Genomic DNA, 25,991 nt, shown 5'->3' on the forward strand with positions numbered 1-25,991 from the left:
CCCGGATGGAGATTTTCTTCACCCGGGCTCGCCGACACGGTGGCGAGCGCCGTGCCGGTGCGGAGGCCGTGATCTCACCGCCTGCGCAGCGAGGCCATCACCGCCGTGGCGTCGTCGTGTTTCTTGCCCAGCCAGCGATCCGGCTCGGGATCCTTCTCCTCCTCCGCGCGCACCGTCTCCACCAGGGCGCGCACGCCCTCGGCGGCGGCCAGCTCGAACAGGTCCCGCCAGGTGCGGTCGTAGCGCTCCACGAGGCGGGTGACGCCGTCGCTGAACAGCGCGATGTCGCCGAGCCGCTCGGTCGGAACCGAACCGGTCAGGGACTCCTTGGCCGCCGCCGGATCGGAGGCGGCCACCCAGTACCCGCCGGGCTTGTTGCGGTGGGCGATTACCGCGTGCGGGTCGCGGCGCCGGAATTCACCGTCCACTATGGGCATCACCGGGAGCTTCTCCAAGCGGTCGTCGCTGACGGCGTGGGCAGTCCCGTCCGACAGCCGCCAGGCCACCGCCGCGTCGCCGAGGACCAGCCAGTCGAGCCGGTCCTCCTCCAGGCGGACGGCGGCGACCGTCGCGGCGGGGGTGAAGGGATTGTCCAGGTCGCAGGTGATGTTGTGCCCGGCCGTCGTGCGCTCGATCGCGCGGGCGAGGAGTACCTCCATCGGTGTGCCCGGATCGGCCGCCTCGATCGCCGCGCCCAGCAGCGTCCCCAGCCTCGGCACGTACCAGCCCACGCCGTGCTCGCAGCCGATGTCGTCGACCGGATGGCGGCTCACCCCGTCCAGGACGATGGCCCACCGGCCGGCGACTAGCAAGTAGTCGTCATTGCTGTGCCCCGGCGCGGCTTCGGTCACGGTCACGGCGTCCAACACGGGGCGCTCCTGCCTGTCGAGGGGAAGGTTCTGGTGAGTATGCCCGGTGAGGACATGCCGGGCCGACCCTCGAAAGACCGCTCGTCGCCGGCGGTGGCCGCCCGGAGTGGTGGCTCCGGGCGGCCGCGCGGTCAGCGGGTGATCGTGACCTCGGCGCCGGCGCGGGCCGACTCGTAGATCGCCGAGAGCATGCGCGCCATTTCCAGGCCCTGCTCGGCGGTGGCGTCGGCGGGGATCTCGCCGCGGCAGATGCGCAGGAAGTGATCGATCTGGTTGGCGAACCCGGCCTGGAAGTCGAAGCCGAGGGAGTCGATCTGCGGCTGGACGTGGAGCAGGGTGTCGTGGCGTTCGGTGACCATCAGCAGCTCGGGCTCGATCTCCGCGCCGCCCTTCTCACCGTGGATGCGGACGCTGATCTCGTTGCGGCCGTGCAGCGAGTACGACGTGTCCACGTTGAGGACGGCGCCGTTCTCGAAGCGGATCTGCGCGGTGGCGTAGTCCTCCACGGTGTTGGGGCGGGCCGCGGAGGCCGCGCGGTAGCGGGTGAGGTGCCGGATGTTGTCGCGGGCGCCGAGGGGCGCGAAGGTCGCGCCGGACACGGCCACGGCCTTGGGCATGCCCATCAGGTACCAGCACAGGTCGATGATGTGGACGCCCAGGTCGATCAGCGGGCCGCCGCCGGAGAGGTCGACGTCGCCGAACCAGCCGCCGGGGTTCCCGGCCGAGCGCAGGAGGGTGGCGCGCGCGGCGTAGATGTCGCCGAACTCGCCCTCGTCCAGGAAGCGCTTGGTGACCTGGGCGTTGGGCGCGAAGCGGCGCACGTAACCGATCTGCAGGGCCTTGCCGGTCTCCTCGACGGCGGCGACGAGGCGCTCGGCCTCGCCGACGGTGACCGTCATGGGCTTCTCGACCAGCACGTCCTTGCCCGCGCGCAGGGCGGCCTCGGCGATGGGGGCGTGCAGGGTGTTGGGGACGCAGATGCTCACCGCGTCGACCTCGGCGTCGGCGAGGATCTCGGCGACGTCACCGGTGGCGCGCGGGACGCCGAACTGCTCGGCACGCGCCTTGGCGCGCTCCACGTCGATGTCGCAGACGGCGACGAGCTCGGCGTTCTCGTTCTTCTGATAGGCGCCCAGGTGCTCGACGGCGATGGCGCCGAGCCCGATCACCGCGATACGCGTCGTCATGTCAGGCCACGCCTTCCGTCAGTCGGAGAATGTTCGCCAGGGAGGCCGAGATGGCCGGGAGCGGGGCCTCCATGCCCTCGAACTCCAGGCTCACCGGCACGTCGGGCTTGGTGGCGGCCAGCGCCAGCAGGCCGGGCAGGTCCAGGTCGCCGTGACCGGAGACCGTGCCGAGCAGGTAGTCCCCGGCGAGGGTCTTGAGCCAGCCGTCACCTGCCGAGCGGCGCACATGGAAGTCCTTGACGCCAATGGAGGCGGCCACGTCGATCAGGTCGGCGGCGGTCTTGCCGGGCACCTCGCCCACGCACAGGCCGTTGCCGAGGTCGAGGGTCACGCGGAAGTTCTCCCGGTCCACGCTGTGCACCAGGCGGGCCACGCGCTCGCCGCCGTTCATGAAGAAACCGTGGTTCTCCACCGTCGACACGATGCCCAGACCGGCGGCGTGCTCGGCGACCGCGCGGCACCCCTCGACGACCTTCTCGAAGGTCGCCTCGAACTCGCCCGGGTCCGACTCACGCCACGCCCAGGGGGCCACGTCGTGACGGAAGATGCGCGCGCCGAAGCCGTGGGCGATGTCCAGCTGGCGGCGCAGACGGTCGATCTCGCCGGTGTCGGCGGTCCGCAGGTCACCGCTGACCAGGTAGTTCAGGATCGGCACGCCGATGGCCTCGGCGTGCTTGGCCGCGTCGCGCACGACCCCGTCGTTCTCCAGGTAGTACTCCCCGTCCAGCGCGGCGACCTCGATGTGCCCGGCCGGTGAGGCCGCGACCCAGTCCAGGATCCCGGTCAGGTCCATCTCGCCGCTCTCCATGAGCTGGCGGAAGCAGTACGTGCTCACTCCGAGCTTCACTTAAGGGGTCCTCTCAGCAGGGTGGGTGATGTGGTGCCACGGACTGGGGTAGTCGTGGACGCCGTAGATGCCGGTGCCGTGCCGGTCGAACGCGTTACCGACCGCCCCGAGCACCACCGCCTCGCGTCCCAGCGCCGAGGCGGCGAAGGGGGGACGCTCGGGGAAGATCAGTTCGTTCTCGACCGCGGCCGCCAGGGGCCGCAGGAGAGCGTGGCTGTCGTGTGCGGCGCCGCCGCGCACGACCAGGACCTCGGGGTCGATGACCAGCAGGACGGTGGCGATGCGCCCGGCGATCTGGGCGCAGAAGTCGGCCAGTTCCGCCTGCGCGTCGGCGTCGCCCGCGGCCGCCGCGCTGACCACCTCGGCGCTGGTGGGACGCGTCGACCACACCAGCTGCCCGCGCTGTGCGTTGCGGGTCCAGCGCATGCCGCGCTGCGCGCCGAGCTCACCGGCGAGCCGGTGGCGGCCCTGCCGGATGACGCCGTTGAGGACGATCGACACCGAGATCCGGTGCCCGATCTGGAGGTAGACGACGTCGGAGTACCCCCGGCCCGCGCCACCTCGCTGCTCGGCGAGCGCGGCGAGCTTGATGTCGTTGTCCACCACGACGGGGCAGCCGAGATCGCCCGCAAGGGACTCGGCGATCGGGAGGTCCACCAGGTCGGGCAGCGCGAGGCTGGCGCGCAGGCGTCCGTCGGCCTCGACGACGCCGGGCAGGCCGATGCCGAGCGCGCGCAGGCGTCCCAAGTCCAGGGATCCGGCCGCCTCATCGAGGGCACGGCGGATGAGCGCGAGATCGGCGTGCGGTGCGGGGGCCAGTTCGGCGTAGCCGACGCGGTGGCCGGACAGGTCGCAGATGATGGCGCGTGCGCCGCGCGGGCCGAGGTCGACTGCGGCGACGAGTCCGGCCTCGCGGGCGAAGCGGAAGGCGCGGGCGGGCCTGCCGGGTCCGGCGGTGGTGGGGCTGGCGGCCTCGATGAGCCCGGCGTCGATGAGGTCGTCGAGGACGGCGTGGACGGTGGGCCGCGACAGGCCGGTGCCCTCGCTGATGACGCCGACGGTGCGCGGCTCGCCGGCCTCGGCCAGCAGCCGCAGGCAGGCGACCTGGTTGGCCGTTCGCTCGGCCTGGGCGGCTGCGCGCGCTGTGTTCATCGACCTCGAATCCTTTATGGAACCGGCTTTAATAAAGACGGTAGCGGAAGGTTTCGGGGAAGGCAATGATCGTTTCGGCGGGCACGGCGAACGCCCGGGCATCCAATGTGGAGCCCGGGCGTGGTGGTGCGCGGGTCAGACGACGGTGACGCGCCAGTCGGAGAACAGCCTGTTCCCCTTGCTGTCGTGGTACTCCACGCGCCAGTTGATGCGGTGGCCCTCGGCGAATTCCTTGTTGCAGTAGGCCCATCCGCCATCGACGCCGATGGTGTTGTAGCAGATCCCGCCGCGCTCGCTGTCCATGTCACGCCACGAGAGGTTCACGCGGTGACCGTCCTTGACCTTGTCCTTGATCCACAGGAGTTCGCCGGTCGGCTGGACGCACGCGTTGTAGTAGGTCGTGTAGGTGCAGCTGGACGGCGTGGTGCTCGCCTGCACGGCGTAGTTCTCCTCCCAGGTCGCCGCCGCCTGGGCGGGTCCGGCGCCGGCGAGGACCGTCCCGAAGGCCATCGCCGCCATCGCCGCGATGGCCAAGAGCCGCTTGCGGATCATCCGTCTCCCTTTGGTCCCGGCACCACATGGGTGCCGTGCGCGAGTGATGCGGGGAGTCTGCCGCGATGGCGGCGGGAGAACCTTGAGCCGACCTTGAGCGGGCGATGGTCAGGTGACGGCCCCGGGAGGCTCCGGGGCGGCGTCGATCGGGGCCTCGCTGGGCGGCGGCGCGTCATCGCCCTGGTCGAGCCGGAACGGCGGGTACGCGTCGGTCAGCAACGCCACATAGGCCAGGGTCCGGTACCCCCACCGGGCGATGCCCAGGAGCAGGTCGTAGAGGCCCTGGGCGCGGCGTCCGGTGAACAGCAGTCCCAGCGCGAGGATGAGCACCGCGAGGGCGATGAAGCCGAAGGACTCGGCGGTCCGCTCGCCACCGCTCGCCTCGCGCATCGTCCAGGTCGGTCCCGACGCCAGCGCGCTGATCAGCACCAGGTGCGGGATGGCCAGCAGCCAGTGGACCAGGGGACGCCAGCGCGCGAGCCGCTCGGGGTACTCGATGGTCAGCCGCGCCGGATACGACGGATCGTCGGAGAGGGTGAACGGCGGGTACCGGTCGGTGCCCAGAGCGGAGTATCCGTAGTACTGGACACGCCAGTTCCAGCGCAGGATCCCGACGTTGAGGTCGAAGATCCCCCGGGGGTAGCGGCCGGTGAACACGACGGCGACGTAGGCCACGATCGTCAGAACCACGAACGCCGCCCACAGGAACAGCAGCACGATGTAGTGGGGAATCAGCAGGAGCCATTTGACCAGCCACAGCCAGCGGCTGAGCGGTTCTCCGGTACGGCCGGAGAGAACCAGGGCCTGTTCGTTCATGATGGGCCTCCTTACGGAGCGCGCATTCGAGGGGTGCGGATCCATGAGATCCGCCGGTTTCGCGGGTGGGTCAGCCCTTGTGCTGGCCGGTCCTGGTGCGTGCCGTGGTGATCAGCGTGCCGATCAGGTGCGGGACCGTGGTGGCCGCCCACAGCAGCCCGAGGGAGGCCATGAAGACCGCGAGTACGCCCGCGGCACCGGTCACCACCGTGACCACGAAAGCGATGAGCGCGATCGAGCCGAGCACCGTCGCGATCCACTTGCCGGGCGCCACCTTGACCGATTCGTCGACGCCGGCCGAGTATCCGGCCACGGCGAGGATCAGAGCCGCGACGGCCATGCCGGGCACCGGGTCCGTCAGCTGCGGGCCGGTGCCGTTGAGGTGGCCGACATAGAGGTTGAGCGCCACGGCGGCGCACAGGGCGGTGACGGCGTCGCGTGCGGAAAGGCGACCGAGGGACTTGGTCACGGCTTTCACCTTCTCTCCACGCTCACCATCCCACCCGGGCGGCAAGATCGTGCCCGAACGCCTCGCGTTGGCAGGCCCGGCTTTTCAGGGGCCGGGCACCGTCCGGTACCGGCGCCGGTGTAGGAAACGGGCATGACACACGACCGCTACGTCGTCGGCGTCGACTTCGGCACCCTGTCGGCACGGGCGCTGGTCGTGCGGGTCGCCGATGGCGCCGAGGTGGGCACGGCCGTGAGCGACTACGCCCACGGCGTCATCGACCGCGTCCTGCCCGCCACCGGACGCGCGCTGCCACCCGACTGGGCCCTCCAGGACCCGCGCGACTACCTCGACGCCCTGCGCACGTGTGTCCCCGCCGCGATCACCGACGCCGGTATCGACCCGGCCGCCGTCATCGGCATCGCCACCGACTTCACCGCCTCCACCGTGCTGCCCACCCTCGCCGACGGGACGCCACTGTCGCTGCTGCCCGACTACGCCGACCGCCCGCACGCCTACGCCAAACTGTGGAAACACCACGCCGCCCACCACCAGGCCGACCGCATCAACGCCCTCGCCGAGCAACGCCGCGAGCCGTGGCTCGCCCGCTACGGCGGCACGATCTCACCCGCCTGGCAGCTCGCCAAGGGACTCCAGCTACTGGAGGAGGACCCAGAGCTCTACGCGCGCGCCGAGCGCTGGATCGAGGCCGGTGACTGGATCGTCTGGCAGCTCACCGGCAGCGAGAGCCGCGGGGTGTCGGCCGCCGGATACAAGGGCACGCACCAGGACGGCGCCCGGCCCAGCACCGACTTCCTCGCCGCCCTGCACCCCGGCTTCGCCGACGTCGCCGCCAAACTCGCCCACCCGCTCACGCCGCAGGGCACCCGCGCGGGCGGCCTATCGTCCCGCGCCGCCGCCTGGACCGGCCTGCCCGCGGGCATCGCGGTGGCCGTCGGCAGCATCGACGCCCACGCCACCATGCCCGCCGCCCAAGCCCTCACCCCGGGCCGCATGGCCGTCATCATGGGCACCTCCTCCTGCCACCTGATGAACGCCGAGCGGCCCGCCGACGTGCGCGGCATGTGCGGCGTCGTCGACGGCGGCATCGTCCCCGGCGCCTGGGGATACGAGGCCGGGCAGAGCGCCGTCGGCGACATCTTCGCCTGGTTCACCGACACCGCCATGCCCGCCTCCTACACCCAGGACGCCGCCCGCCTCGGCCGCACATCACACGAACACCTCAGCGCGCTCGCCGCCGGGCAGCGCGTCGGCGAGCACGGCCTGCTCGCCCTCGACTGGCACAACGGGAACCGCTCGGTGCTCGCCGACCACGAGCTGTCCGGGATCATCGTCGGGCTGACCCTGGCGACGCGGCCCGAGGACGTCTACCGCGCGCTCCTGGAGGCCACCGCCTTCGGCACCCGCACGATCATCGAGGCCTTCGAGGACGCCGGTGTGGCGGTGCGGGACCTGGTCATCGCCGGTGGCCTGGCGCGCAATCCGCTGCTCATGGGCATCTACGCCGACGTGACCGGGCGGCCCCTGTCGCTGATCGCCTCCGAGCAGGGATCGGCGCTGGGGGCGGCGATCCACGCCGCCGTGGCGGCCGGCGCCTACCCGGACCTGCACGCGGCCTCGGCGGCGATGGGCGGCGTCCACGCGAACGCCTACCTGCCCGACCCGGCCCGCGCGGCCGCCTATGACGCGCTGTACGCGGAGTACCGGCGGCTGCACGACCACTTCGGGCGCGGCGGCAGCGACGTCCTGCACCGGCTGCGGTGGATCAGGAACGCGGCGGTCAGCGGGGCGTGAACCGCTCCAGATGGTCCACGACCACGAAGCTGCTGCGCGGGGAGGCCTTCGCGACCGACGCGCGCAGCGTCTCCAGCCCGCCCCAGTCGACGGCCGGTGCGGTCAGCGGCTCGTCGAAGTCGTCCCAGTGGGTGGGGATGACGTAGCGGGGCTCGCCGAGGGCGGCGAACATGCGCGGGACGTAGTCGTGGGTGCTGCCGCCGCCGGGCTGGACGAGCAGGACGTCGGGCCGCAGGCCCTCGATCTCGCGGGAGATGAAGTTGGAGGAGCCGAAGTTCATGATCTTCACGTCGCCGATGGTGATCAGGTAGGCGAGCGTGTCGCCCTCGACCAGGTCGGCGATGACACGGGGCTTCTTCGGGACGCTCGCCGGGCGGGTGCCGGGGAAGACGAGCTTGCCGCCTTGGGTGGAGTGCGTGGAGCGGAAGACCTGGATGGTGTACCCGTCGAACTGGAAGTACTCGCCACCGCGCACCAGCGACATCTGATCGCCGGGGGCGCCCAGGGCGCGCAGCAGGTTCAGGTGCGTCTCGCTGCCCATGACCGTCGCCCCGGTGCGGCGGGCGATGTGGGGCACGTCGGGCAGATGGTCGTAGTGGCCGTGGGTGACCAGGATGTGCTTGGCGGTGGAGATGTAGGGGTCGATGCGCGCCGGATCGGAGACGATGCGGACGTCGGGGGGAGCGCCCTCGGGGGTGTAGGTGCCGGTGTGGAAGCGGGTGAGCCACGGGTCGATGAGGATGACCGTGCCGCCGCCGGTGATCTCCCAGGAGTTGTTGCCCAGCCAGCGCAGGGTCACCTCCGTGCCCAGGGGAGTGGCGGGGGACGCCGCCGCGCTCGCGGCCGGGACGGTGGCGGCCACCGTCGCGGTGGCCGCGCCTGCCAGCAGCCTGCGCCTGCTCAGATGCGTGTCTGTCATGCCCGGTACCGAAGCACGGTGACCCCGGACGCGTCCAAGATCGACTTTCGGATCGCGCGATAACCGGATTGATATCGTCGCCGGGTGGATCTCCTGCGGCACCTGCGGTACTTCCTCGCCGTGTGTGAGGAACGCCATTTCGGGCGTGCCGCCGAGCGCCTCGGCATGGCCCAGCCGCCGCTCAGCCAGCGCGTGAAGCGCCTGGAGGACGAACTCGGCGTCCGCCTCTTCGACCGCGACCCGCGCGGCGTCCGCCTCACCGCCGCCGGACGGGCCCTGCGCGAGGAGGCCACCGCCCTGCTCGCCCGCGCCGAGCGGGCCGTCGACCGCACCCGCCGTGCCCACGCCGGTGAGATCGGGGTCCTGCGCGCCGGTGTCCCCGCCGATCTGCCCGGCCGCGTGCTGGCCGCGATCGTGGACGCCTTCGCCGTCCGCCGCCCCGAACTCGGCCTCGATCTGCAGGAGCTGGGCACGGGCGAGCAGCTGCGCCTGCTGGCCGAGCGTGAGCTGGACGCCGGACTGCTGCGGCTGCCCGCCGACCTCGCCGGGCACGACGTCCTCGCCGAGCCCGTCCAGCCGCTGGGGGTCGTGCTGCCGCGCGAGTCGCCGCTGGCCGCCCGCGCCGAGCTCGCGCTCTCGGATCTGGACGGCCTGGACCTGGTCGCCCGCCCCCGTGCCTCGGCGCCCGGCTTCCACGACGAGGTCCTGGCCGTCTGCCGTGAGCACGGCTTCGTCCCCGGGCGCGTGCATCACGCGCAGAACCCGGAGTTCATGCTCGGCCTGGTCCTGTCGGGACGTGGCGTCTGCTTCGACACCGGCGAGGTGGCCCGCAAGGAGGCCCGCGCGGTGTGGCGCCCGATCACCGGTGGTGTTCTGGTGGCCCGCTCGGCGGTGGTGGCACCCGCGGGTCACGCTCACCCCGCCTCGGTGGACTTCGCCGCGGCGGTGACCGAGGCGCTCTCCGGCCCGCCCGCACCCACCAGGGAGCAGGCGCCGGTGCGCCCGTGGGACGCCGTCTACGGCGAGTGACGCAGCGCGTCGACGGCCGCTCGCGCCGCGCGCCCGATCGCGGCGTCGGCGTCCAGGCGCCGCCCGTGCGGGACGGGCAGCCGCGCGAAGACCGCCACGGCGTAGCGGCCCCCATCCGGCAGGGCCACGACACCGATCTCATTGCGCAGCCCCGGCAGCGTCCCCGATTTCGCCGCCACCTCGGCGTCATCGCCGAAACCCGAGGCGATCCGGTGCCAGTCGGCCTGCCCGGCCATCAGCCGCCGCACGTACCCGCAGGCCGCCGGTGACCCGGCGCGATCGGCCCAGATCGCGGCCAGCAGCCGCGTGCAGTCGGCGGGCGTGGAGGAGTTGGTGCGCGCCGGATCGTAGGCGGCGGTCTCCAGCAGCAGCCCGGCGTCCCCGAGATCGCCGAGCTCGGCGGACATCGCCGCCACCACCGCCCTCGGCGGGCCGACGATGCGCGTGTGCTCCAGGGCGAGCTCGGCGGCCAGCGACCGCAGATTCGCCGTCCCCACCCGCTCGGTGAGCAGGTCGGCGGCGGTGTTGTCGGAGACCGACATCATCAGCCGCGCCAGGTCCCGCAGGCTCAGCTCCACGTCGTCGTCGAAGCCGGAGACGCCGGTCCCGCCGAGCCGATCGCCCGCCCGGACCCGCACCCGGTCGGCCGGGTCCAGCTGCCCGGCATCGGCCTGCCGCGCGAACTCCAGCGCGATGAGCACCTTGACGACCGAGGCGAGGATGACCGGCTCGTCGGCGCCCACCCCGGTCCCGGCCCCCGAACCCAGGTCCACCGCGTGCAGCACGGCCCGAGCGCCGATCCGGTCGAAGGGTGCGGTGAGGGCGGGCATGAGGGCGAGAATAGCCGCGGCGGCCCGTGGCGATCATGACTGTCGGGGGTGGTGGGTAGGGTGCGCGAATGCCCACCACCCACGATCAGCCGCGGGTTCCCGCGCACCTGACCGGTATCGAGGACGCCGTGCCCGGCCTCGCCGAGCACCGGGCCGTCACGACCCTGCTCAACCCGCGACGCGGCAACCCGAACGAGGGGCAGAGCTCGATCGGCGGCCCACTGCGCTGGCCGGGAGACGAGCCCTGGCCGGTGTGCGAGGACTCCCACGAGGACTGGCTCGGCGTCTGGGACGAGGCCGACACCCACCCGCTGACCCACTTCGGCGACGTGTGGACCGTCCGGCTCGCCTTCGCCAACTGGAACGACGTCTCCGAGGCGATCCTCGACAAGCTGCGCCGCTACGTCACGGTCGCCGAGGTCCGCGAGGCCGGGCCAGTCCCGCTGATCCCGGTCGCGCAGCTGCGCCGCCAGGACGTCCCCGACCTGCCCTGGCCGGACGACGCCGACCTGTTCCAGCTGCTGTGGTGCCCCATGGAGCACGGTAGCGGCGGGCCCGCGCCCGTCGTGCGGTGGCGCAAAGCGGCCGAGATCTCCGGGTGGGGGAGGGCTGACAATCCCTTCGCGGTGGCCGACCGCCGGTACGTGCCCTGGCCGTGCGTCCTGGAGCCCGTGCGGACGGTGGAGTACCTGCCCGACGCTCCGGGCATCGCCGCCGCGCTGGGATCCTGGAGCCCGCTCGCCCCGGCCTGGAAGGCCGGCGGCCTGCGCTGGTGGCGCACCAGCGAGCCGGAGTGCTGCGACGCACCGATGCTGCTGACCCTCACGATCGGCCCCGGGACGCCCGAGGCGTGGTTCGGTGCCGTCCCGGAGGAGCCCGACCCGGCCGGGGTCGAGCTCGGGCCGGGCAACAACTTCGCGCTCTGGCGCTGCGCGGGCGACCCGGCGCACGTCCGCCTGGAACGCGCGCTGCGGCACGCGCTGCCGACCATCGACGCGTCGGTGACGGTGCCCGAGCGCCTCGCGCGAGCCGAGGAGGAGATCCCCGGCCTCGCCGCGCATCGCGGCGTGGCCACCATGCTGCGGCCCCGCCCGGGCGAGCCCGGCGTCCGGGAGAACTCGATCGGCGGCCCGCTACTGTGGCCCGCCCACGAGCCCTGGCCGACCTGCTCGGAGGACCACGAGGCCTGGCTGGAGTTCGAGGCGAACTCGCCGTACCCGGACGGCCTGCCGCTCGATGAGATGCGCGGCCCGATCCCGCTGCTGCCAATCGCCCAGCTCTTCCGCGGTGACGTCCCGGGCTTCACCGGGCCCGACGAGGCCGATGTCATGCAGGTCCTGTGGTGCCCGATCAGCCACCACATGGCGCTGTGGTGCCCGAAGGTGAGCGTGCGCTGGCGACGGGCTGCGGAGATCACCCAGGTGCTGGAGCACCCGCCCACCCCACCAGGCATGGCCGGCCCGTACCTGCCCCGCCCCAGCCTGCTGTCTCCGGAACGCGTTGTCGAATACGACGCGTGGGGTGTGCCCGAGGGCATTCGGCAGGAGGAGATCGACTGGTACGAGGACGGCGAGAAACTCGGCGGCTTCGCCGGCTGGTCCCTCAGCGATCCTCACCCGGTGCACTGCGCCTGCGGCTCCGACGTGCAGCTGCTCATGTGCATCCATGGCTATGACATCGATGTGACCATCGGGCGCGGCTACTCCCTCTGGATCTGGTCCTGCACCACGTCCTGGGACCATCCGGTCCAGACGAGCATGCAATGACGCCGATCAGCCACCCCGCTTGAGCAGCCCCCGCTCCAGCGCCACCACGACCGCCGCCGTCCGGTCGCTGACGTCGAGCTTGGCGAAGACCCGCAGCAGGTGGGTCTTCACCGTCGCCTCGCCGATCAGCAACCGGCGTCCGATGTCCACATTCGACAGTCCATCGGCGACGCCGCTGAGGACGTCGTGCTCGCGCGGGGTCAGCGCCACCTGGACGGGCTGGCGCATCCGCGTCATCAGCCGCGCGGCCACCCGGGGCGCCAGCACCGTCTCGCCCCGGGCGGCGGCGCGGATGGCGTCGACGAGTTGCGCGCGGCCGGTGTCCTTGAGGATGTAGCCGATCGCGCCCGCTTCGACGGCCCGCTCGATCTCGGCGTCGGTCTCGTAGGTGGTGAAGATCAGGACGCGGGTCGCGGCCGGACCGGCGATGACCTCGGCGGTGGCCGAGGCGCCGTCCAGGACGGGCATCCGCAGGTCGAAGAGGGCCACGTCGGGCCGCAGGGCCGCCACGAGGGTGACGCCCTCGCGTCCGTCGGCGGCCTCACCGACGACCTCGATGCCGGGCTCGGCGGCCAGCAGGGCGATGACGCCGGAGCGCATGACGGCGTGGTCGTCGACGACGACCACGCGGATGGGTGCGGTCATGTCACTCCTCGGCGGGGACGGTGGCCAGGACGCGGGTGCCCTCGCCGGGGGAGGTGGTCAGGGTCAGTTCGCCACCGAGCTCGGCCAGGCGGGCGCGCATGCCCCGCAGGCCGAAACCGGTGGTGGGGCCGGGGACGAAGCCGCGGCCGTCGTCGGTGATCTCCAGCTCGATGGCGCCGGGACGGGCGGCCACCAGCACGCTGACGGTGGTCGCCTCGGCGTGCTTGCGGACGTTGGCCAGCGACTCCTGGGCGCAGCGCAGGAGCGCGACGCGGGTGTGCCGGTCGAGGTCCACATCGGGCAGCTCGGCCTCGACGGTCAGGCCGGTGTCCTCGGCGAAGCGGTCCAGGACGCGGCGGAGGGTGTCGGCGAAGGACCCGCCCTGAAGGCCCGTGTCGTGCCCGGCGGAGACCAGGGCGCGTGCCTCGGCGAGGTTTTCCCGGGCGGTGCGCTCGATGGACGTCAGCTGCCGCGACCCACCCTCGCCATCGGCGCGCGCCGCCTCGGCCAGCACCACGATCGAGGCCAGGCCCTGGGCGATGGTGTCGTGGATCTCGCGGGCGAGCCGCTCGCGCTCCTCGGCCGCTCCCCGGCTGCGGTGGGCCTCGGCGAGGCGGCCCTCGGCGACGGCGAGCTCGGCGGCCAGGCGCCGGGCGCGGGCCTCGCCGTCCTCGACGACGCGGCCCACGAACAGCCCGAGCAGCACGGCGGCGATGTAGCCGCCGACGGTGAACAGGATCGGGCCCATGGGGAAGTCCTCGGAGGCCACGACGGCACCGGCGGCGGTCGCGGCGGTGGCCAGCCCGGCCAGCGCGATGGGGACGCGCCGGCCGGGCCCGAAGATCCAGAACTGGGGGAGCGACACGATCAGCAGCGCCGCTCCACCGCCGGGGAGCGCCGCCATCGCGCCCAGGATGAGCGCGAGGACGGCGAGGTACCCGGTGGGCCGCAGGACGGGGTTGGCGGGCAGGACCCGCACCGCCCAGTAACCCAGGCAGAGCACGACGAGGAGCGCGGCGGCGAGGTACTTCGCCGCGCCCGGCTCGTCCCGCAGCCCGATGACCGAGGGGGCGATGCCGAAGCACAGCCAGGCGACGGTGTACCAGCGGTGCAGCGTCGTCGTCCAGGACCTCGGTTCGGGCCGCGGGTCGGTGATCATGGTCTTCAGCCTACGTTCGCCGTGACGCGGTCCCGGACGCTCGCGCGGCGTGAGGGCCACCAGTTGGCCTCGCCGAGCAGCAGCATCAGGGCCGGGAGCACGATCAGGCGGATGACGAAGGCGTCCAGCAGGACGGCCACGGCCAGGCTGAAGCCGATCTGCTTGATCTCGATGAGGTGCAGGGCGGCGAAGCTGGCGAAGACGGTGACCATGACCACCGCCGCGCTGGTGACCACGCCCGCCGAGCTGCGCAGCCCGTCCAGCACCGCCTGCCGCGTCGGGACGCCCGCCAGCCTCGCCTCGCGGATGCGGCTGATGACGAAGACCTGGTAGTCCATCGACAGCCCGAACAGGATCACGAACAGGAACAGCGGGACCCGCGAGCCGATGGACCCGGTGGAGTCGAAGGCGAGCAGCCCCTCGGCCCAGGTGCCCTGGAAGACCAGGACCAGCACGCCCAGGGAGGCACCGGCCGACAGCAGGTTGAGGACGATGCCCACCAGCCCGAGGACCACCGAGCGGAACGCCCACACGGTCATCGCGAAGGTGACCAGCAGCAGCGCGGCGATGATCATCGGCAGCTTCTGCTTCTGGTGCTCGGGGTAGTCGGTGTAGCGGGCCACGTCACCGGTGACGGCACTGTCCACACCGGACAGCTTCCCGACGGTGGCCGGGACGTAGTCGTCGCGCAGTGACTCCAGTGAGGACATGGCCTCCTCGGTGCTGCCGTAGAAGGGCACCGACAGCTCCAGCAGCGTGATCCGCCCGTCGGGGGAGGTCCGCAGTTTCGTGGTGTCGCCGAAGTGTGGGTCGGCGCCGGTGAGGATCGTGAGCTCGTGCAGCGCGTCGGCGACCTCGCCCGCCCTCGCGGCCTCGGCGCGGACGACGACCTGGTGGGTGGCCTTCAGGTCGGGGTAGGCGGCATTGAGGCGGTCGAAGGCGACCATCGCCGGGATCTCCCGCGAGTGGGTCTCGCGGCCCATGTCGGTCAGGTTCAGCGACAGCAGGGGAGCGGCCAGGGCGAGCAGCCCGAGGACGGAGACGGCCAGCATCAGCGCCGGGCGCTTCTCCACCGGCCGCAGGACGGCGGCGGTGAAGCGGCCCGAGCGGCGATGCGACGGACGCGCGGCCTTGCGCGCCCGGCGCCGCTCGGCGCGCTCACCGAGCTTGACCAGCACGGCCGGGAGAACGGTGAGGGAGCTCAGGACCGCGGCCAGCGTGACCACGATGGCGCCGGTGGCGATGGAGGAGAAGATGACGTCGTCGGCCAGGTACAACGTCGCGCTGGAGATGATCACGGCCATCCCCGACATCACCACCGCGCGACCCGAGGTCGCCGAGGCCATGTCCACCAGCTGCCGGGTGCTCAAGGCGCCACCGGACTTCGCCCGCTCCTCCCGCTCGCGCTTGAGGTAGAACAGCGTGTAGTCGACGCCCACGGCCAGGCCGATCAGCAGGATGACGTTGGTGCCGACACCGGCGTCGGGGAACACGTGCGAGGCCAGCGCCGAGAGCCCGATGGCGGCGGCGATCGAGGTGAGCGCCAGCAGCAGCGGGACCAGCGCCATCGCGATCGACGCGAACACGATCAGCAGCGTCACCAGCGTGACCGGCAGCGCGATCAGCTCGGTGCGCTGCAGGTCCTGACCCCGCAGCGCCTCCACGCCACGGCTGATGGAGGGCCCACCGGTCTCCTCCACCCGCAGGTCCGGATAGGCGGCCTGCACCGCCGCGGTCTGCGCCAGCAGCGGATCCAGATGCTTCTTGCCCTCCAGCTCCGGACCGGCCATCGTGATGTCGACGCGCACGGCCGTCCCGTCGCCGGAGCGGACCGGCTCGCCGACGGAGTCGACCTCGGGCAGCGCGTCCATCCGCGCCGCCGCGTCACGGGCGGCCGCCTCGGCCCGGGCGAGGTCCAGCGGGCCGTCCAGGGCGGTGATGAGCACCCGCTCCACCGGCGCCTGCTCCAAACCGCCCTCGGCGGCCATCGCCTCGGCCCGCCCGGCCTCGCCGATGCGGTAGTCGGCCGAGGTGGCCGGATTACCCCCCACCACGATGGACGCGCCCAGGCACAGCACGACGAACACGAACCAGCCGGCGATGGCCTTCCAGGGGTGCCCGGCGCTCCACCGGGCCATGCGATCGGTGATGTTTCCCATGGCGTTAATGCTGGTCGCGCAGGGGGTGTCGCCGACAGCCTCGACAAGTGGAGCCGCCCGTCCATCGACCGGTGGACGGGCGGCTCGGCGATCAGACGGAGGTCACTCCTGGCGGCGCCTGCGCCTGGCCGCGGCCATGAGGACCACGCCGGTGAGCGCTGCGACGGCACCCGCCGCGAGAAGCCCGAGCAGGACCCTCCCGTCGCCGCCGGTCTCGGGCAGCCCGTGCGGGGTGGTGGGCGTCGGACCCGGCGGCGGCGGACTGGTCGTCGACGTGCTCGGGCTCGGCGTCGGAGGCGTCGGCACCGGGGCGGGCGGATCCAGGCGGCACCGGCCGATGGCGTCGCCGTCGGCGGTGTCATCGCGATCGGGTGCCGGCAGCGGCTTGTCCGGCGGAGCGTCGGTGGGGATATTGGTCGCCGAGCGGAAGGCGTTGACGAAGTCGCCGTTGCCACCGGCCTTCGCCGTCACCGAGTAGCGCCACGTCGTGGACTCGCCCACCTTCAGCTCGGCGCGGACGTTCAGTCGCGGGGAGGCCCAGGTGGCGGTGCCGGGACCGCCGGCGGCGTCATTGTTGTAGTCGGCGTCGTCGACGAGCTGGGACATGTCGTCATAGGCGAGCGCGGGGTAGTCCCCGACCAGGTCGTAGGCACCGTCGTTCCTGGCCACGATGATGTAGTTGAGCACGGTCCCGGGCGGACCCCCGTTGGGTGGAGGCCCGGACTTGGTCAGCCGCAGCGAGGAGACGGGCACCCTGGTCCGGCACTCGGCGGCCTGCCCCGTGACGCAGTTGGTGCCCGGCGCGGTCACCGCGTTGTTGAGGACGGCATTGGTCCACCGCGTCCCCACCCGCACCTCATAGGTGACCGTCACGTTGCCACCCGGGGCGATCTCACCGCTCCAGGTGAGCCTGGGGGCGGTGTAGACCGGCGCGGCACCCTGGCTGGAGCTCGCCTTCTGGAACGACGCGTCGTCGATGACATCGGTGAGGTCGTCGGTGACGTCCACCGTGCCCGCGGTGTCGCCCCGGTTGGCGATGAGGACGCGGTAGACCACGGTCGTCGTGGCCATGGCCACCTTGCGGCTGACGTTCTTCACGAGGGCGATGTCGGGCCCGGTCCGCAGCACCGGCACCACCGTCCGGCAGACCCCGGCGCTGGAGTAGCCGGGCGCGCTCACCCGCAGCGCGCTGGCCGCCCGCCGGTCGCCCGCGCCCGTGGTCGTCAGCGAGTACGTGAGCGTCGCGGTCGCGCCCGCCGCCAGCGGGAACGTCCACGTGAGCGTGCCGGGCGGGCCGAGTCCCGCGGGCGCCCCTGGTCCGGCGGCGTCGCCGTTGTACGTGGCGTCGTCGAGGGCCTCACCGAGGTCCTCGGCGACACTGACCGATGGCAGGGCGTCGGTCCCGGTGTTGCGGACGGTGATCGTGTAGGCGATCGTCCCGCCGTCCTTGACGGTCCGGACACCCGTGGACTTCTCCACCAGCAGTGGGGAGCGCTTCTCCGCGCTGGCGGGCGCGACCAGGAGCGCCACCGCCACGATCGCGGCGCCTCCGGCCAGCGCCGAGCGTCTGAGCAGCATTCGCATCTGGCCCCCCGGTGTCCACAATGTCCAGGCGAGCATAGGTACCGATCGGTGGATAAATACGCGAATCGGCTGAAGCCCTAACCGGCGACATCGTCGATCATGAGCGCGCTAGCATCGCCGACATGGCGACCAGGGTTGTGCAGATCAACATGAAGGCCCACGACGACTCCGCCCTGGGCGCCTTCTGGGCCCAGGTCCTCGGCTGGGAGCTCTCCCACGAGGCCCCCGGCGTGACCAACCTCGAACCCGCGGGCATCACCTACCCCGACCCCACCGCCGTCTGCATCGACCTCGTCGTCTCCACCGAGCCCAAGACGGTCAAGAACCGCGTCCACATCGACCTCGCCGCCACCTCACCCGCCCACCAGGCCGAGATCGTCGCCCGCCTCCAGGGCCTCGGCGCCACCCTCACCGACATCGGCCAGGGCGACGTCCCCTGGACCGTCATGGCCGACCCCGAGGGCAACGAGTTCTGCGTCCTGGACTCCCTCTACGACCAGACCGGCCCCATCGCCTCCGTCATCGCCGACTGCGCCGACCCCCGCGCCATGGCCGACTTCTGGGGCCAGGCCACCGACTGGACCGTCCACAAGGTCACCGACGACACCGCCGTCCTGCGCTCGTCGAAAGACGTCGGCCCCTACCTCCAGTTCATCCGCGTCTCCGAACCCAAGACCGTCTGGAACCGCGTCCACATCGACGTCGCCCCCTACATAGGCGACGACCTCGACACCGAGATCGCCCGCCTCGAAGGCCTCGGCGCCACCCGCATCGACCTCGGCGACGCCATCCACTGGACGGTCATGGCCGACCCCGAAGGCAACGAGTTCTGCCTCCTGTCGCCGCGCTAGGACCCATCCGGCGGGACGCGGCCGAACGGCTTCACGACCCCCGGATCGGACTCCCCGGGCACCCATTCGGCGCCCGGGGAACCCCGTTGACAGGTGACGCGCGTGCCGGTCTACCTGCAGCGGATGTAGTAACAGCTCGGCGGGGGGCAGTCGCCGGTGCCGTCGTAGTAGACGCAGCACTTGATCAAGCCGCCGCTGCACGCACTGCAGATCCGCGGGCTCGCGACGCACGGCACCGCCAGCGCGGTGGCGGCCGGTACGAGCCTGTTGAGGAGCCGGTCGGTGACACGGGCCATGAGACGCATGGGCCGTCCTTTCCTTGGTGGGGTGGGCCACGGGCAGCGGACGCTAACACGTACACCTACGCCGACGCTGTCCCTCGCCCGGTGACCTGCGGGGTTGCACCGCCCGGGCATGATCAAGTCCATGACCGTGCGACTGGTGACCGGACCGCTGACCCTGCGCCCATGGACGGCGTCCGACGCCCCCGCGGTACTCGCCGCCTACACTGACCCGTCCGTGGCGGCCTGGTCGACCGAACCGGTCACCGACCCCGCCCACGCCGAGGCCTGGATCCACGCCCGCGTCAACGGCTGGGCGGACGGATCACGCGCGTCCTTCGCCGTCACCGACACCGAGTCAGGCCAGATCCTCGGCCAGGTCGGCCTGCGCCTGGCCGACGGCGAGGCCGAAGTCGGCTACTGGACCCTGCCCGCTGCACGCGGCCGCGGTGTCGCCTCGACCGCCCTCGACGCGCTCGCCGGCTGGGCCCTCGACGCCCTCGACCTCACCCGCATCACACTCATCCACAGCGTGGACAACCCGGCCTCCTGCCGCGTCGCCGAACGCGGCGGCTTCCCCCTCGCCCTCCAGCTCGAACCCACCGAACGCTGGCCCGCCCCCGGCCACCTGCACGTGCGCAAGGCATAGGCCGTCGTCAATGGATCATGGCGGTGGCGACGTCCATCGCCGGGGCACACTGCCGTTCTGTGTCCGCCGCACCTCGTGCCCGGCTGGCGTAGCGCTGGGGCGAATCCTCTAGGAGGGCGGCCTCAGCGGAACTGATCTACTCGTCCGGATCCGGCCTGGAGGTCAGGGGCACGCGGACCGTCGATGGAGTCGACTTCCGGGTCGACGGAGGCAAGAATCCGCAGAGGCTGAAGGTCGGCTTCGCGCATGGCGCACGCCTTGCGATGGCATCCGTATGTATCGACGAGGCTCACCTGCTGAGACTCCGGAGGGCGCGGTTCGTCACCGTCGTAGTTTGCGATGGCTCGATCGCCTCCCTCGTAGTGAGAAGGCGTGGCGGAGAGATCGCCTGTGACCTCCTCACATGGCAGGGCCTGGGCGTCGCGGTACTCGACGGCCCGAAGCCGTGGCGCTGGGAACTCCGCGGACTCTCCAACGCGAATGAGGCAATCGCAGCGAGAAGCCTGCGCTCGCCTGTGAACTCTCGCAGTCTCCGGCGTGGAAGCGCCCCTTATGAGCTCGACCCGCGTAAGGAACAGAATCCGTAGCGAACGGGCCCCGACGTGGCTCCGGGCGACTGGTCATGATGGCAACGCCCAGCGCCGGGCCCGCCCGGGCAACGGAACCCGGTGAACCCGGCGCCTTCGGAAACGGTCAGCACGAGCCGTTGCGGTAGCACCCCTGGGACGTGCAGCAGTACAGCTCGTGCGTGGCGCGCTCGCAGACATTCAAACCGCTACACCATCCGGCACTCGCGTGGGCCTTGGGTACGAGCACGCGGAGCAGCCGGTCGGCGACCTTGTTGAGACGGGTCATTGTGGACCTCCTTGGCCATCGGCCCGGCGGCCGGATGGCTGCCGTCAACGTAGCGACGCCGGGGAATCGCCGCGCCCCGTCGTCACCTAACGGGACGACTCGGGCGCGTGGGCTGGATGCTCATGGTGCCTCGCGTCAAAGGGTGCCGATACCTTCAACGCGCAGGTTGCGATGCGGGAGGCGGGCGAAGTGACCGCGGCACTGGAACCCATCGTCCGGCTCGCGCCGTGACGTACATCGACTTCTTCATCCCCGGGGTGGGACGGCCCCGCGAGGTCTCGACCCTGGAGGAGATGAACGTCGCCTTCAGCGCGCTCCTGGCGGACGCCGACGGAACCCCGCACGGCTCTACCACCGTGGACGCCCGCTCCTGCCCGCCGGTGGGGTGGACTACGAGCTGCAGGTGGCCGTCGTCCCGGAACACGGAGTGGTGGCCATGCGGTTCGGAGCCGACGGAACATGGTTCACAAAAGGCACCGAACCTCCGGCCGGGATCGCCACTACACCGAGCCCCAGGCAGACATCCGTGGTCGTCAGGCCTCAGCCTCGTGCTGTTCGTCGCGCTGCTCAAAGTGACGAGCGAGGACGGTCATGGCGTCGGTGCTGCCGTTGTCTGCGGCGCGCCGCAACCAGGTCTCGGACTCCGCTAGTTTCCTGCGCTTCATGAGGAGTACTCCGAGGTGGTCCATGGCGTCCGAGTTGCCTTGGTCTGCGGCGCGCCGAAACCAGACCTCGGCTTCCGCCAGCTTCCGGCGCTGTTGGAGGAGAAGACCGAGGTTGAACAGCGCGTCGGTGTGCCCGGCGTCGACGGCTCGCCGAAACCAGGCCTCGGCCTGCTTCGGTTTCCTTCGCTTCGCGAAGAGCACGCCGAGATTGAACAGGCCGTGGGCATTGCCGTTGTCAGCGGCGCGTCGGAACAAGGTCTCGGCTTCTGGGAGGTCCCCGCGTTTCATGAGGAGAACGCCGAGGTTGTTCATACCGAGGGCGCTGCCGTTGTCTGCGGCGCGCCGGAGCCAGGTCTCGGCTTCCGCCACGTCCCCGCGCATCTGGAGGATGGAACCGAGGATGAACATAGTTGCGCTCTCGCCGCCGTCGGCGGCGCGCCGCAACCAGGTCTCGGCCTCCTGGAGGTCCCCGCGCCTCGCGAGGAGTCGGCCGAGGTTGTGCATTCCAAGTGTGTTGGCGTTGTCGGCGGCGCGCCGCCACCAGATTTCAGCCTCTGGCAAGTCCTCGCGCTTCTCGAAGAGAACACCGAGGTTGTTCATGGCGAGGGTGCTGCCGTTGTCTGCGGCTCGCCGGTACCAGGCCTCGGCCTCAACGAGTTCGCCACGCTGTTCCAGGAGGTACCCGAGGTTGTTCATCCCGAGGGCATTGCCGTTGTCCGCGGAACGCCGGTACGAGGCCTCGGCCTCAGCCAGTTCGCCACGCTGTTCCAGGAGATACCCGAAGTTGTTCATCCCGAGGGCATCGCCGCCGTCGGCGGCACGCCGCCACCATGTCTCGGCCTCAGGCAGGTTCCCGCTTCCGGCGAGGTAGTAGGCGAGGCTGAGCATGGCGGTGGTGTCACCGAGCTCGGCGGAGCGCTGGGCCCACACCTTGGTTTGGTCGTCGTCCGGCTTGGGCTGGGTGATGCGGGTGGCGGCCTTGTTGCGGGCGATGGTGATGGCAGAACCATCGTTGCGGGTGCGCTGCTGGGGTGTCGGCCGCGACTTGGCGTTCAGGGCCTTGTATATGCCGCGGTACAGATCGTCGGTGGTCAGCAGGTCTCCGGCACCGGGGATCCCACGGGTGAGGACACCGATGAGCTCGCCGGTGAAGGCGGTGTAGGCCTCGCCCACCGGTGCCAGGGACAGCTTGGTCTCCGCCGAGGAGGTCAGGAGATAAGTGCTGTCGTCGATGACGGCATGGGCGGCAATGCCATCGGTACCGCCGGTGCCCCTCATCCAGCCGACCAGGGCGCGACCGGAAAAGCAGCAGTCCAAGACCACGACCTTGCGCGCCGCCTGCGAGGCGATCACGACCTCGCGCAGGTAGTCATACGGCAGGGCCGTCTCCTGTTCATCGGGGACCGTGCCGTGCAGAGCCAGGAGCAGGTCTCCGCGGGTGTTGGTCAGCCCGTGCCCGGAGTAGTAGATCAGCAGGAGGTCGGTGGCCTGCTGGGCGGCGGACCGTACCGCTCCCAGCGCCTGGCGTACCTCTGCGTCCCCGGGGACCATTACGCAACAGTCGGGCTTGACTCCCCACACGCCGGGATCAGTGAGCGCCTCCTGTAGGGCTTTCGCTCCGGCGGGAACCGATGGCAGATCCGCTAACGCCTGATTCTCGAAGGCACCGACTCCGATCAGGACCACTCGCGACGCCGACACATCCGCAATCCCCACCATGCCGTCCCCCTTCGCGTATGGGCATCCCCAGCATCATCCACCCGAGCGGCTTTGTCACCACAGAGGCGGCGAGGACGCCATCAGTCGTGACGGTGCCCCACGATGTAGTCGATGTAGCGGATGGTGTCCTCGCGGTCTTCCTCGTCGATCGAGTCCCACAGGTCCGCCAGCCAGTAGAGCGAGGCCGACATCGGCCAGGCCCATCCGCGTATCCACGTCGCCTCGTCGAACCCGAGCGCCTCCCGGTAGGCGGCTCGCGCGCGGGCGTCGAACAGGCTCCAGCCCGGCCACGCCTCGACCGCCGGGTCGCCGCGGCCGAGTCCGCCGAAGTCGATCACCGCGGTGAGCCTGCCCCGCTCGACCAGCAGGTTGCCCTCCATGAGGTCACCGTGCAGCCATACCGGCGGCCCGGACCACGCGTCGGCCTCCATCGCCTCGTCCCACGCCGCGGTCACCGCTCGCCCGTCGATGCGCTCGCCCAGGGCGGCGATCGACCGGCGGATCAGCTCGTCTCGCTGTGCGAGGGGGACGCCGCGCTCGATGCCCTGCTTGACGGGCCCGTCCATCGGGTCGATCGCGATCATCGCGCGCACGAAGCCGGCGAGGTCGACGGCGAGGTCGACGAGGTCCTGCCCCTCTTCCGGGTTGCTCCCGTCCAGCCAGGGGACGACCGTCCACGGCCAGGGATAGTCCCCGCCGGGCTGGCCGACCGTGATCGGCACGGGCACCGGCACGGGTAGGTGCGGTGCCAGCCGTGGCAGCCAGGTCGCGTCGGTCGACACCTGGTCGACCGCCCACTGCGCCCGCGGGAGGCGTGCCGTCAGGGAATCGCCCAGCCGGAACAGCGCGTTGTCGGTGCCGTTCAGCGGTTGCGGGACGATCGGCAGGTCCGACCACTCGGGGAACTGCTCGTCGATCAGGGCGCGTACCTGCGCGGTGGTGACGACGATCTCTCCAGGACGCATCGCGCGACCGTAGGGCCTGCTCGATCGGCCCGTCAATCGATTTCGGACCGTCCATGATCACCCGGGCACACCCGGGGCCGGCCGATCCGGTTGGATGTCCTCGACGGCCTCGCGCGACGCGGGGACACCACGCAACCGGAGGGGTGCTGATCTCGGTGAACGGGCTGAACGAGGTGCTGGCGGGCAACCGCTACCCCGGACGCGGGGTCCTGTGGTGCCGGACCGGCGACGGCGACACCCTCGGCGCGTACTTCCTCACGGGGCGAAGCGAGGCCTCTCGGGCCCGCGTCCTGCACCGCACGGAAGGGGGCGAGCTGGTCGTGGCCCCGTCAGCGTCCAGCGAGCACGACCACCTGCGTCACTACGTCGCCGCCCGCCAGAGCGGCGACTGGCTGGTCTACGGCAACGGCGAGCAGGTCGCCACGGTCGCCGACCGGCTCGACTCGGGACTGATTCCCGCCCTGGCCCTGGACGGGCTGGACTACGAACCGGACCCGCCGATCTTCACCCCGCGCCTGACCGTCGTCGCCGACGGCCGGCGGGCCTGGTTCGGCGCCGCACGGCACAGCGGCGGGGAGCGCACGGCCACCAACCGGTTGACCCTGCAGGTCGGCGATCTGGCGCCGGGTGAGGGAGTGCTCATGACGACCTACCGGTCGAGCGAGCACGAGGTCGCCACGGGCGACGCGTTCGCCGAGGTCCGCATCGCGGCCGCCGACCGTGGGGGCCTGCTGGACGAGCTGTGGTCCTGCCTGCCGGGCCACCTTCGGGTCGCCGCGGCGGTGTTCTCACCCGGTGGTCTCGCCGGGGCCGACATCGTGCAGGCTGACCAGCCCTAGAAGGTCACTCGGCCACGCGGAGACTGAGCAGCCCGGCCCCGAACGCCTTCGCCCGTCCGATGCCGGTCTGGACGGCCTCGCGGACGGCGTCGGGGTCGGTGACCGTGGCGGTCCCGTCGAACCTGCGCAGCACGTGGTGAATCCACCGGCGCGGGTCCGGGCCCTTCTTGCCGATGGCCTCGGGCAGCACGACGGAGGAGAACTCACCGAGCTCAAGTCCGCAGGTGGTGGCCCGCTCGGTCCACCACTCGTCGGCGGCCGCGCCCTTGAAGACCTGGAGCTTGCCCGGGCCCTCATCGACGGCGAGGCGCTTGGACGGGTTGACCGTGATCCGGTAGGCGACCTCGGTCCCGGGCTCCAGGCGTTCGAGCACCGGGCCGATGTCGCGGCATTCGAAGTCGCCGTAGCCGACGGGGAACCGGCTCGCGTCCGGTTCGGTCCGCGTCTGCACGAGGATCTGGGTGGTGTCGGCGTCCTGCTCGATGCGGAAGAGGACACCGGCCGCGCGGCGGGCGTTGTCGCCGAGGTCGTCGGGCGCCAGCAGCATGAGCCGCCGGTGGAGCCGCTGGACGTCGTCGAGATCGGCGACGGCGTCCTGATCGGCCGGGTTGAGGGTGATCGTGGTGAGGTACAGATTCATGCAGTGGCCTCGGTGTAGTGGCTGAGCGCTTCCAGGTGAGCGTGACCGCGTCCGGTCCACGGCTCCGGCGTAGGCCGTTCAGCGCGAGGACTGATCTGACCTTCGTGGAAGAACTCTAGGACGAGGCCGACGCGGGTCGACAGCCGCGTCGTCACTGCTGGGCGGGCTGCTTCCCACACGTGGGAAGCAGCCATCTCGGCTCACGTTTGCCTGGGACCGTCTCGGAAGCTCGATACCGGCCAATGGCGGGGACCGTGGCTCAGACCAGTTCGGTCAGCAGCTGGAGCTGCGGCGGTCCGGCGAGCAGCTCGGCCCCGGCCTCGAAGGCCGCGGTCATGTGCGGGCTGGTCAGGTGAGCGTCGAAGGACGCCCGGTCGGCCCAGGACTCCACGACGATCCAAGCGCCCGGCGTCTCCGGGTGCGGGTAGGGCTGGTAGCTCAGGCATCCGGGCTCGGCCAGGGTCGGCGCGACCAGGCTCAGGGCCTGCTCGCGGACACGGTCCTCCTGACCAGGGGCGGCCTGCAGGTTGGCGATCGCGGTGATCATCGGTTCTCCTCGGGGTGGGTGATCACGATCAACATAGGAGCACGCCGGGGCCTTCCGCATTGGCGTGTGCTCCTCGACACCAGGGGATAACGCGGCTCCACCCGGAGTCGGACTTCCCCGCAGGGCTGCCACCAGACGGCTTTTGCCGGTCAAAAACGTGAAACGCCCCCGGCACGAAGCCGGGGGCGGTTGCTTGGGGGCTG

23 protein-coding genes are annotated in these 25,991 nt (G+C 71.5%); 6 read left to right on the forward strand and 17 right to left on the reverse strand.

What is annotated here, in order from left to right:
- Positions 1-74: 74 nt before the first annotated feature.
- The 7 genes from QSK10_RS14870 to QSK10_RS14900 form a co-directional block, all read right to left on the reverse strand.
- Complete coding sequence (locus tag QSK10_RS14870; protein WP_285663386.1) at positions 75-869, reverse strand: protein phosphatase 2C domain-containing protein; 795 nt, start codon at positions 867-869, stop codon at positions 75-77.
- Between the two features lie 131 nt (positions 870-1,000).
- Positions 1,001-2,056 carry a Gfo/Idh/MocA family protein gene (locus tag QSK10_RS14875; protein ID WP_285663387.1) on the reverse strand — a complete coding sequence of 352 codons (1,056 nt, stop codon included), beginning with the start codon at positions 2,054-2,056 and terminating at the stop codon, positions 1,001-1,003.
- A gap of 1 nt (position 2,057) precedes the next feature.
- A complete protein-coding gene (locus QSK10_RS14880; protein WP_285663388.1) occupies positions 2,058-2,903 on the reverse strand; it encodes a sugar phosphate isomerase/epimerase family protein in 846 nt (281 codons plus the stop codon).
- Positions 2,904-4,055: an ROK family transcriptional regulator gene (locus QSK10_RS14885; protein ID WP_285663389.1), complete on the reverse strand. Its 1,152-nt coding sequence runs from the start codon at positions 4,053-4,055 to the stop codon at positions 2,904-2,906. It lies immediately after the preceding gene.
- A gap of 135 nt (positions 4,056-4,190) precedes the next feature.
- Positions 4,191-4,607: a hypothetical protein gene (locus tag QSK10_RS14890; RefSeq protein ID WP_285663391.1), complete on the reverse strand. Its 417-nt coding sequence runs from the start codon at positions 4,605-4,607 to the stop codon at positions 4,191-4,193.
- Between the two features lie 108 nt (positions 4,608-4,715).
- Positions 4,716-5,423: a DUF4389 domain-containing protein gene (locus tag QSK10_RS14895; RefSeq protein ID WP_285663392.1), complete on the reverse strand. Its 708-nt coding sequence runs from the start codon at positions 5,421-5,423 to the stop codon at positions 4,716-4,718.
- A 70-nt stretch (positions 5,424-5,493) separates the two neighbouring features.
- Positions 5,494-5,892 (reverse strand): hypothetical protein, encoded by a 399-nt coding sequence (locus QSK10_RS14900; RefSeq protein WP_285663393.1) that lies wholly within the window; start codon positions 5,890-5,892, stop codon positions 5,494-5,496.
- Positions 5,893-6,024: 132 nt separating this feature from the next.
- Here QSK10_RS14900 and araB point away from each other — a divergent pair, with 132 nt between their 5' ends.
- Positions 6,025-7,686 (forward strand): ribulokinase, encoded by a 1,662-nt coding sequence (araB, locus tag QSK10_RS14905; RefSeq protein ID WP_285663394.1) that lies wholly within the window; start codon positions 6,025-6,027, stop codon positions 7,684-7,686.
- On the opposite strand, the gene QSK10_RS14910 is transcribed toward araB, so the two are convergent.
- Complete coding sequence (locus QSK10_RS14910; protein WP_285663395.1) at positions 7,673-8,605, reverse strand: MBL fold metallo-hydrolase; 933 nt, start codon at positions 8,603-8,605, stop codon at positions 7,673-7,675. The genes araB and QSK10_RS14910 overlap by 14 nt on opposite strands.
- Before the next feature lie 84 nt (positions 8,606-8,689).
- Here QSK10_RS14910 and QSK10_RS14915 point away from each other — a divergent pair, with 84 nt between their 5' ends.
- A complete protein-coding gene (locus QSK10_RS14915) occupies positions 8,690-9,634 on the forward strand; it encodes a LysR family transcriptional regulator (RefSeq protein ID WP_285663396.1) in 945 nt (314 codons plus the stop codon).
- Here QSK10_RS14915 and QSK10_RS14920 read toward each other — a convergent pair.
- Positions 9,622-10,464, reverse strand: a complete 843-nt coding sequence (locus QSK10_RS14920) for a serine hydrolase (RefSeq protein WP_285663397.1) — start codon at positions 10,462-10,464, stop codon at positions 9,622-9,624. The genes QSK10_RS14915 and QSK10_RS14920 overlap by 13 nt on opposite strands.
- Positions 10,465-10,532: 68 nt before the next feature.
- Between QSK10_RS14920 and QSK10_RS14925 the strand changes: the two genes are divergently transcribed.
- Entirely contained in the window at positions 10,533-12,230 is a 1,698-nt protein-coding gene (locus QSK10_RS14925) for a hypothetical protein (RefSeq protein WP_285663398.1), read from the forward strand.
- A gap of 6 nt (positions 12,231-12,236) precedes the next feature.
- Here the strand turns inward: QSK10_RS14925 and QSK10_RS14930 are convergent, their stop codons facing one another.
- The 4 genes from QSK10_RS14930 to QSK10_RS14945 form a co-directional block, all read right to left on the reverse strand.
- Complete coding sequence (locus tag QSK10_RS14930; RefSeq protein ID WP_285663399.1) at positions 12,237-12,875, reverse strand: response regulator; 639 nt, start codon at positions 12,873-12,875, stop codon at positions 12,237-12,239.
- A 1-nt stretch (position 12,876) separates the two neighbouring features.
- Complete coding sequence (locus QSK10_RS14935; protein ID WP_285663400.1) at positions 12,877-14,034, reverse strand: sensor histidine kinase; 1,158 nt, start codon at positions 14,032-14,034, stop codon at positions 12,877-12,879.
- A gap of 5 nt (positions 14,035-14,039) precedes the next feature.
- A complete protein-coding gene (locus QSK10_RS14940; RefSeq protein WP_285663401.1) occupies positions 14,040-16,193 on the reverse strand; it encodes an MMPL family transporter in 2,154 nt (717 codons plus the stop codon).
- Between the two features lie 102 nt (positions 16,194-16,295).
- Positions 16,296-17,771 carry a DUF7927 domain-containing protein gene (locus QSK10_RS14945; protein WP_285663402.1) on the reverse strand — a complete coding sequence of 492 codons (1,476 nt, stop codon included), beginning with the start codon at positions 17,769-17,771 and terminating at the stop codon, positions 16,296-16,298.
- Positions 17,772-17,899: 128 nt separating this feature from the next.
- On the opposite strand from QSK10_RS14945, the gene QSK10_RS14950 reads away from it, so the two are divergent.
- Both QSK10_RS14950 and QSK10_RS14955 read left to right on the forward strand, forming a co-directional pair.
- Positions 17,900-18,628, forward strand: a complete 729-nt coding sequence (locus QSK10_RS14950) for a VOC family protein (protein WP_285663403.1) — start codon at positions 17,900-17,902, stop codon at positions 18,626-18,628.
- 426 nt (positions 18,629-19,054) lie between these two features.
- Complete coding sequence (locus QSK10_RS14955) at positions 19,055-19,558, forward strand: GNAT family N-acetyltransferase (protein WP_285663404.1); 504 nt, start codon at positions 19,055-19,057, stop codon at positions 19,556-19,558.
- Between the two features lie 1,388 nt (positions 19,559-20,946).
- Here QSK10_RS14955 and QSK10_RS14960 read toward each other — a convergent pair.
- A complete protein-coding gene (locus QSK10_RS14960) occupies positions 20,947-22,797 on the reverse strand; it encodes a caspase, EACC1-associated type (RefSeq protein ID WP_285663405.1) in 1,851 nt (616 codons plus the stop codon).
- A gap of 80 nt (positions 22,798-22,877) precedes the next feature.
- A complete protein-coding gene (locus QSK10_RS14965) occupies positions 22,878-23,762 on the reverse strand; it encodes an aminoglycoside phosphotransferase family protein (protein WP_285663406.1) in 885 nt (294 codons plus the stop codon).
- A gap of 155 nt (positions 23,763-23,917) precedes the next feature.
- On the opposite strand from QSK10_RS14965, the gene QSK10_RS14970 reads away from it, so the two are divergent.
- A complete protein-coding gene (locus QSK10_RS14970; protein WP_285663407.1) occupies positions 23,918-24,601 on the forward strand; it encodes an IMP cyclohydrolase in 684 nt (227 codons plus the stop codon).
- 4 nt (positions 24,602-24,605) lie between these two features.
- Here the strand turns inward: QSK10_RS14970 and cas6e are convergent, their stop codons facing one another.
- A complete protein-coding gene (gene cas6e, locus QSK10_RS14975) occupies positions 24,606-25,241 on the reverse strand; it encodes a type I-E CRISPR-associated protein Cas6/Cse3/CasE (protein ID WP_285663408.1) in 636 nt (211 codons plus the stop codon).
- Between the two features lie 259 nt (positions 25,242-25,500).
- Positions 25,501-25,788, reverse strand: a complete 288-nt coding sequence (locus QSK10_RS14980) for a putative quinol monooxygenase (protein WP_285663409.1) — start codon at positions 25,786-25,788, stop codon at positions 25,501-25,503.
- Positions 25,789-25,991 lie beyond the last annotated feature (203 nt).

Origin of the sequence: Actinorhabdospora filicis (assembly GCF_030269765.1) — a bacterium.
GTDB classification, from domain to species: domain Bacteria; phylum Actinomycetota; class Actinomycetes; order Mycobacteriales; family Micromonosporaceae; genus Actinorhabdospora; species Actinorhabdospora filicis.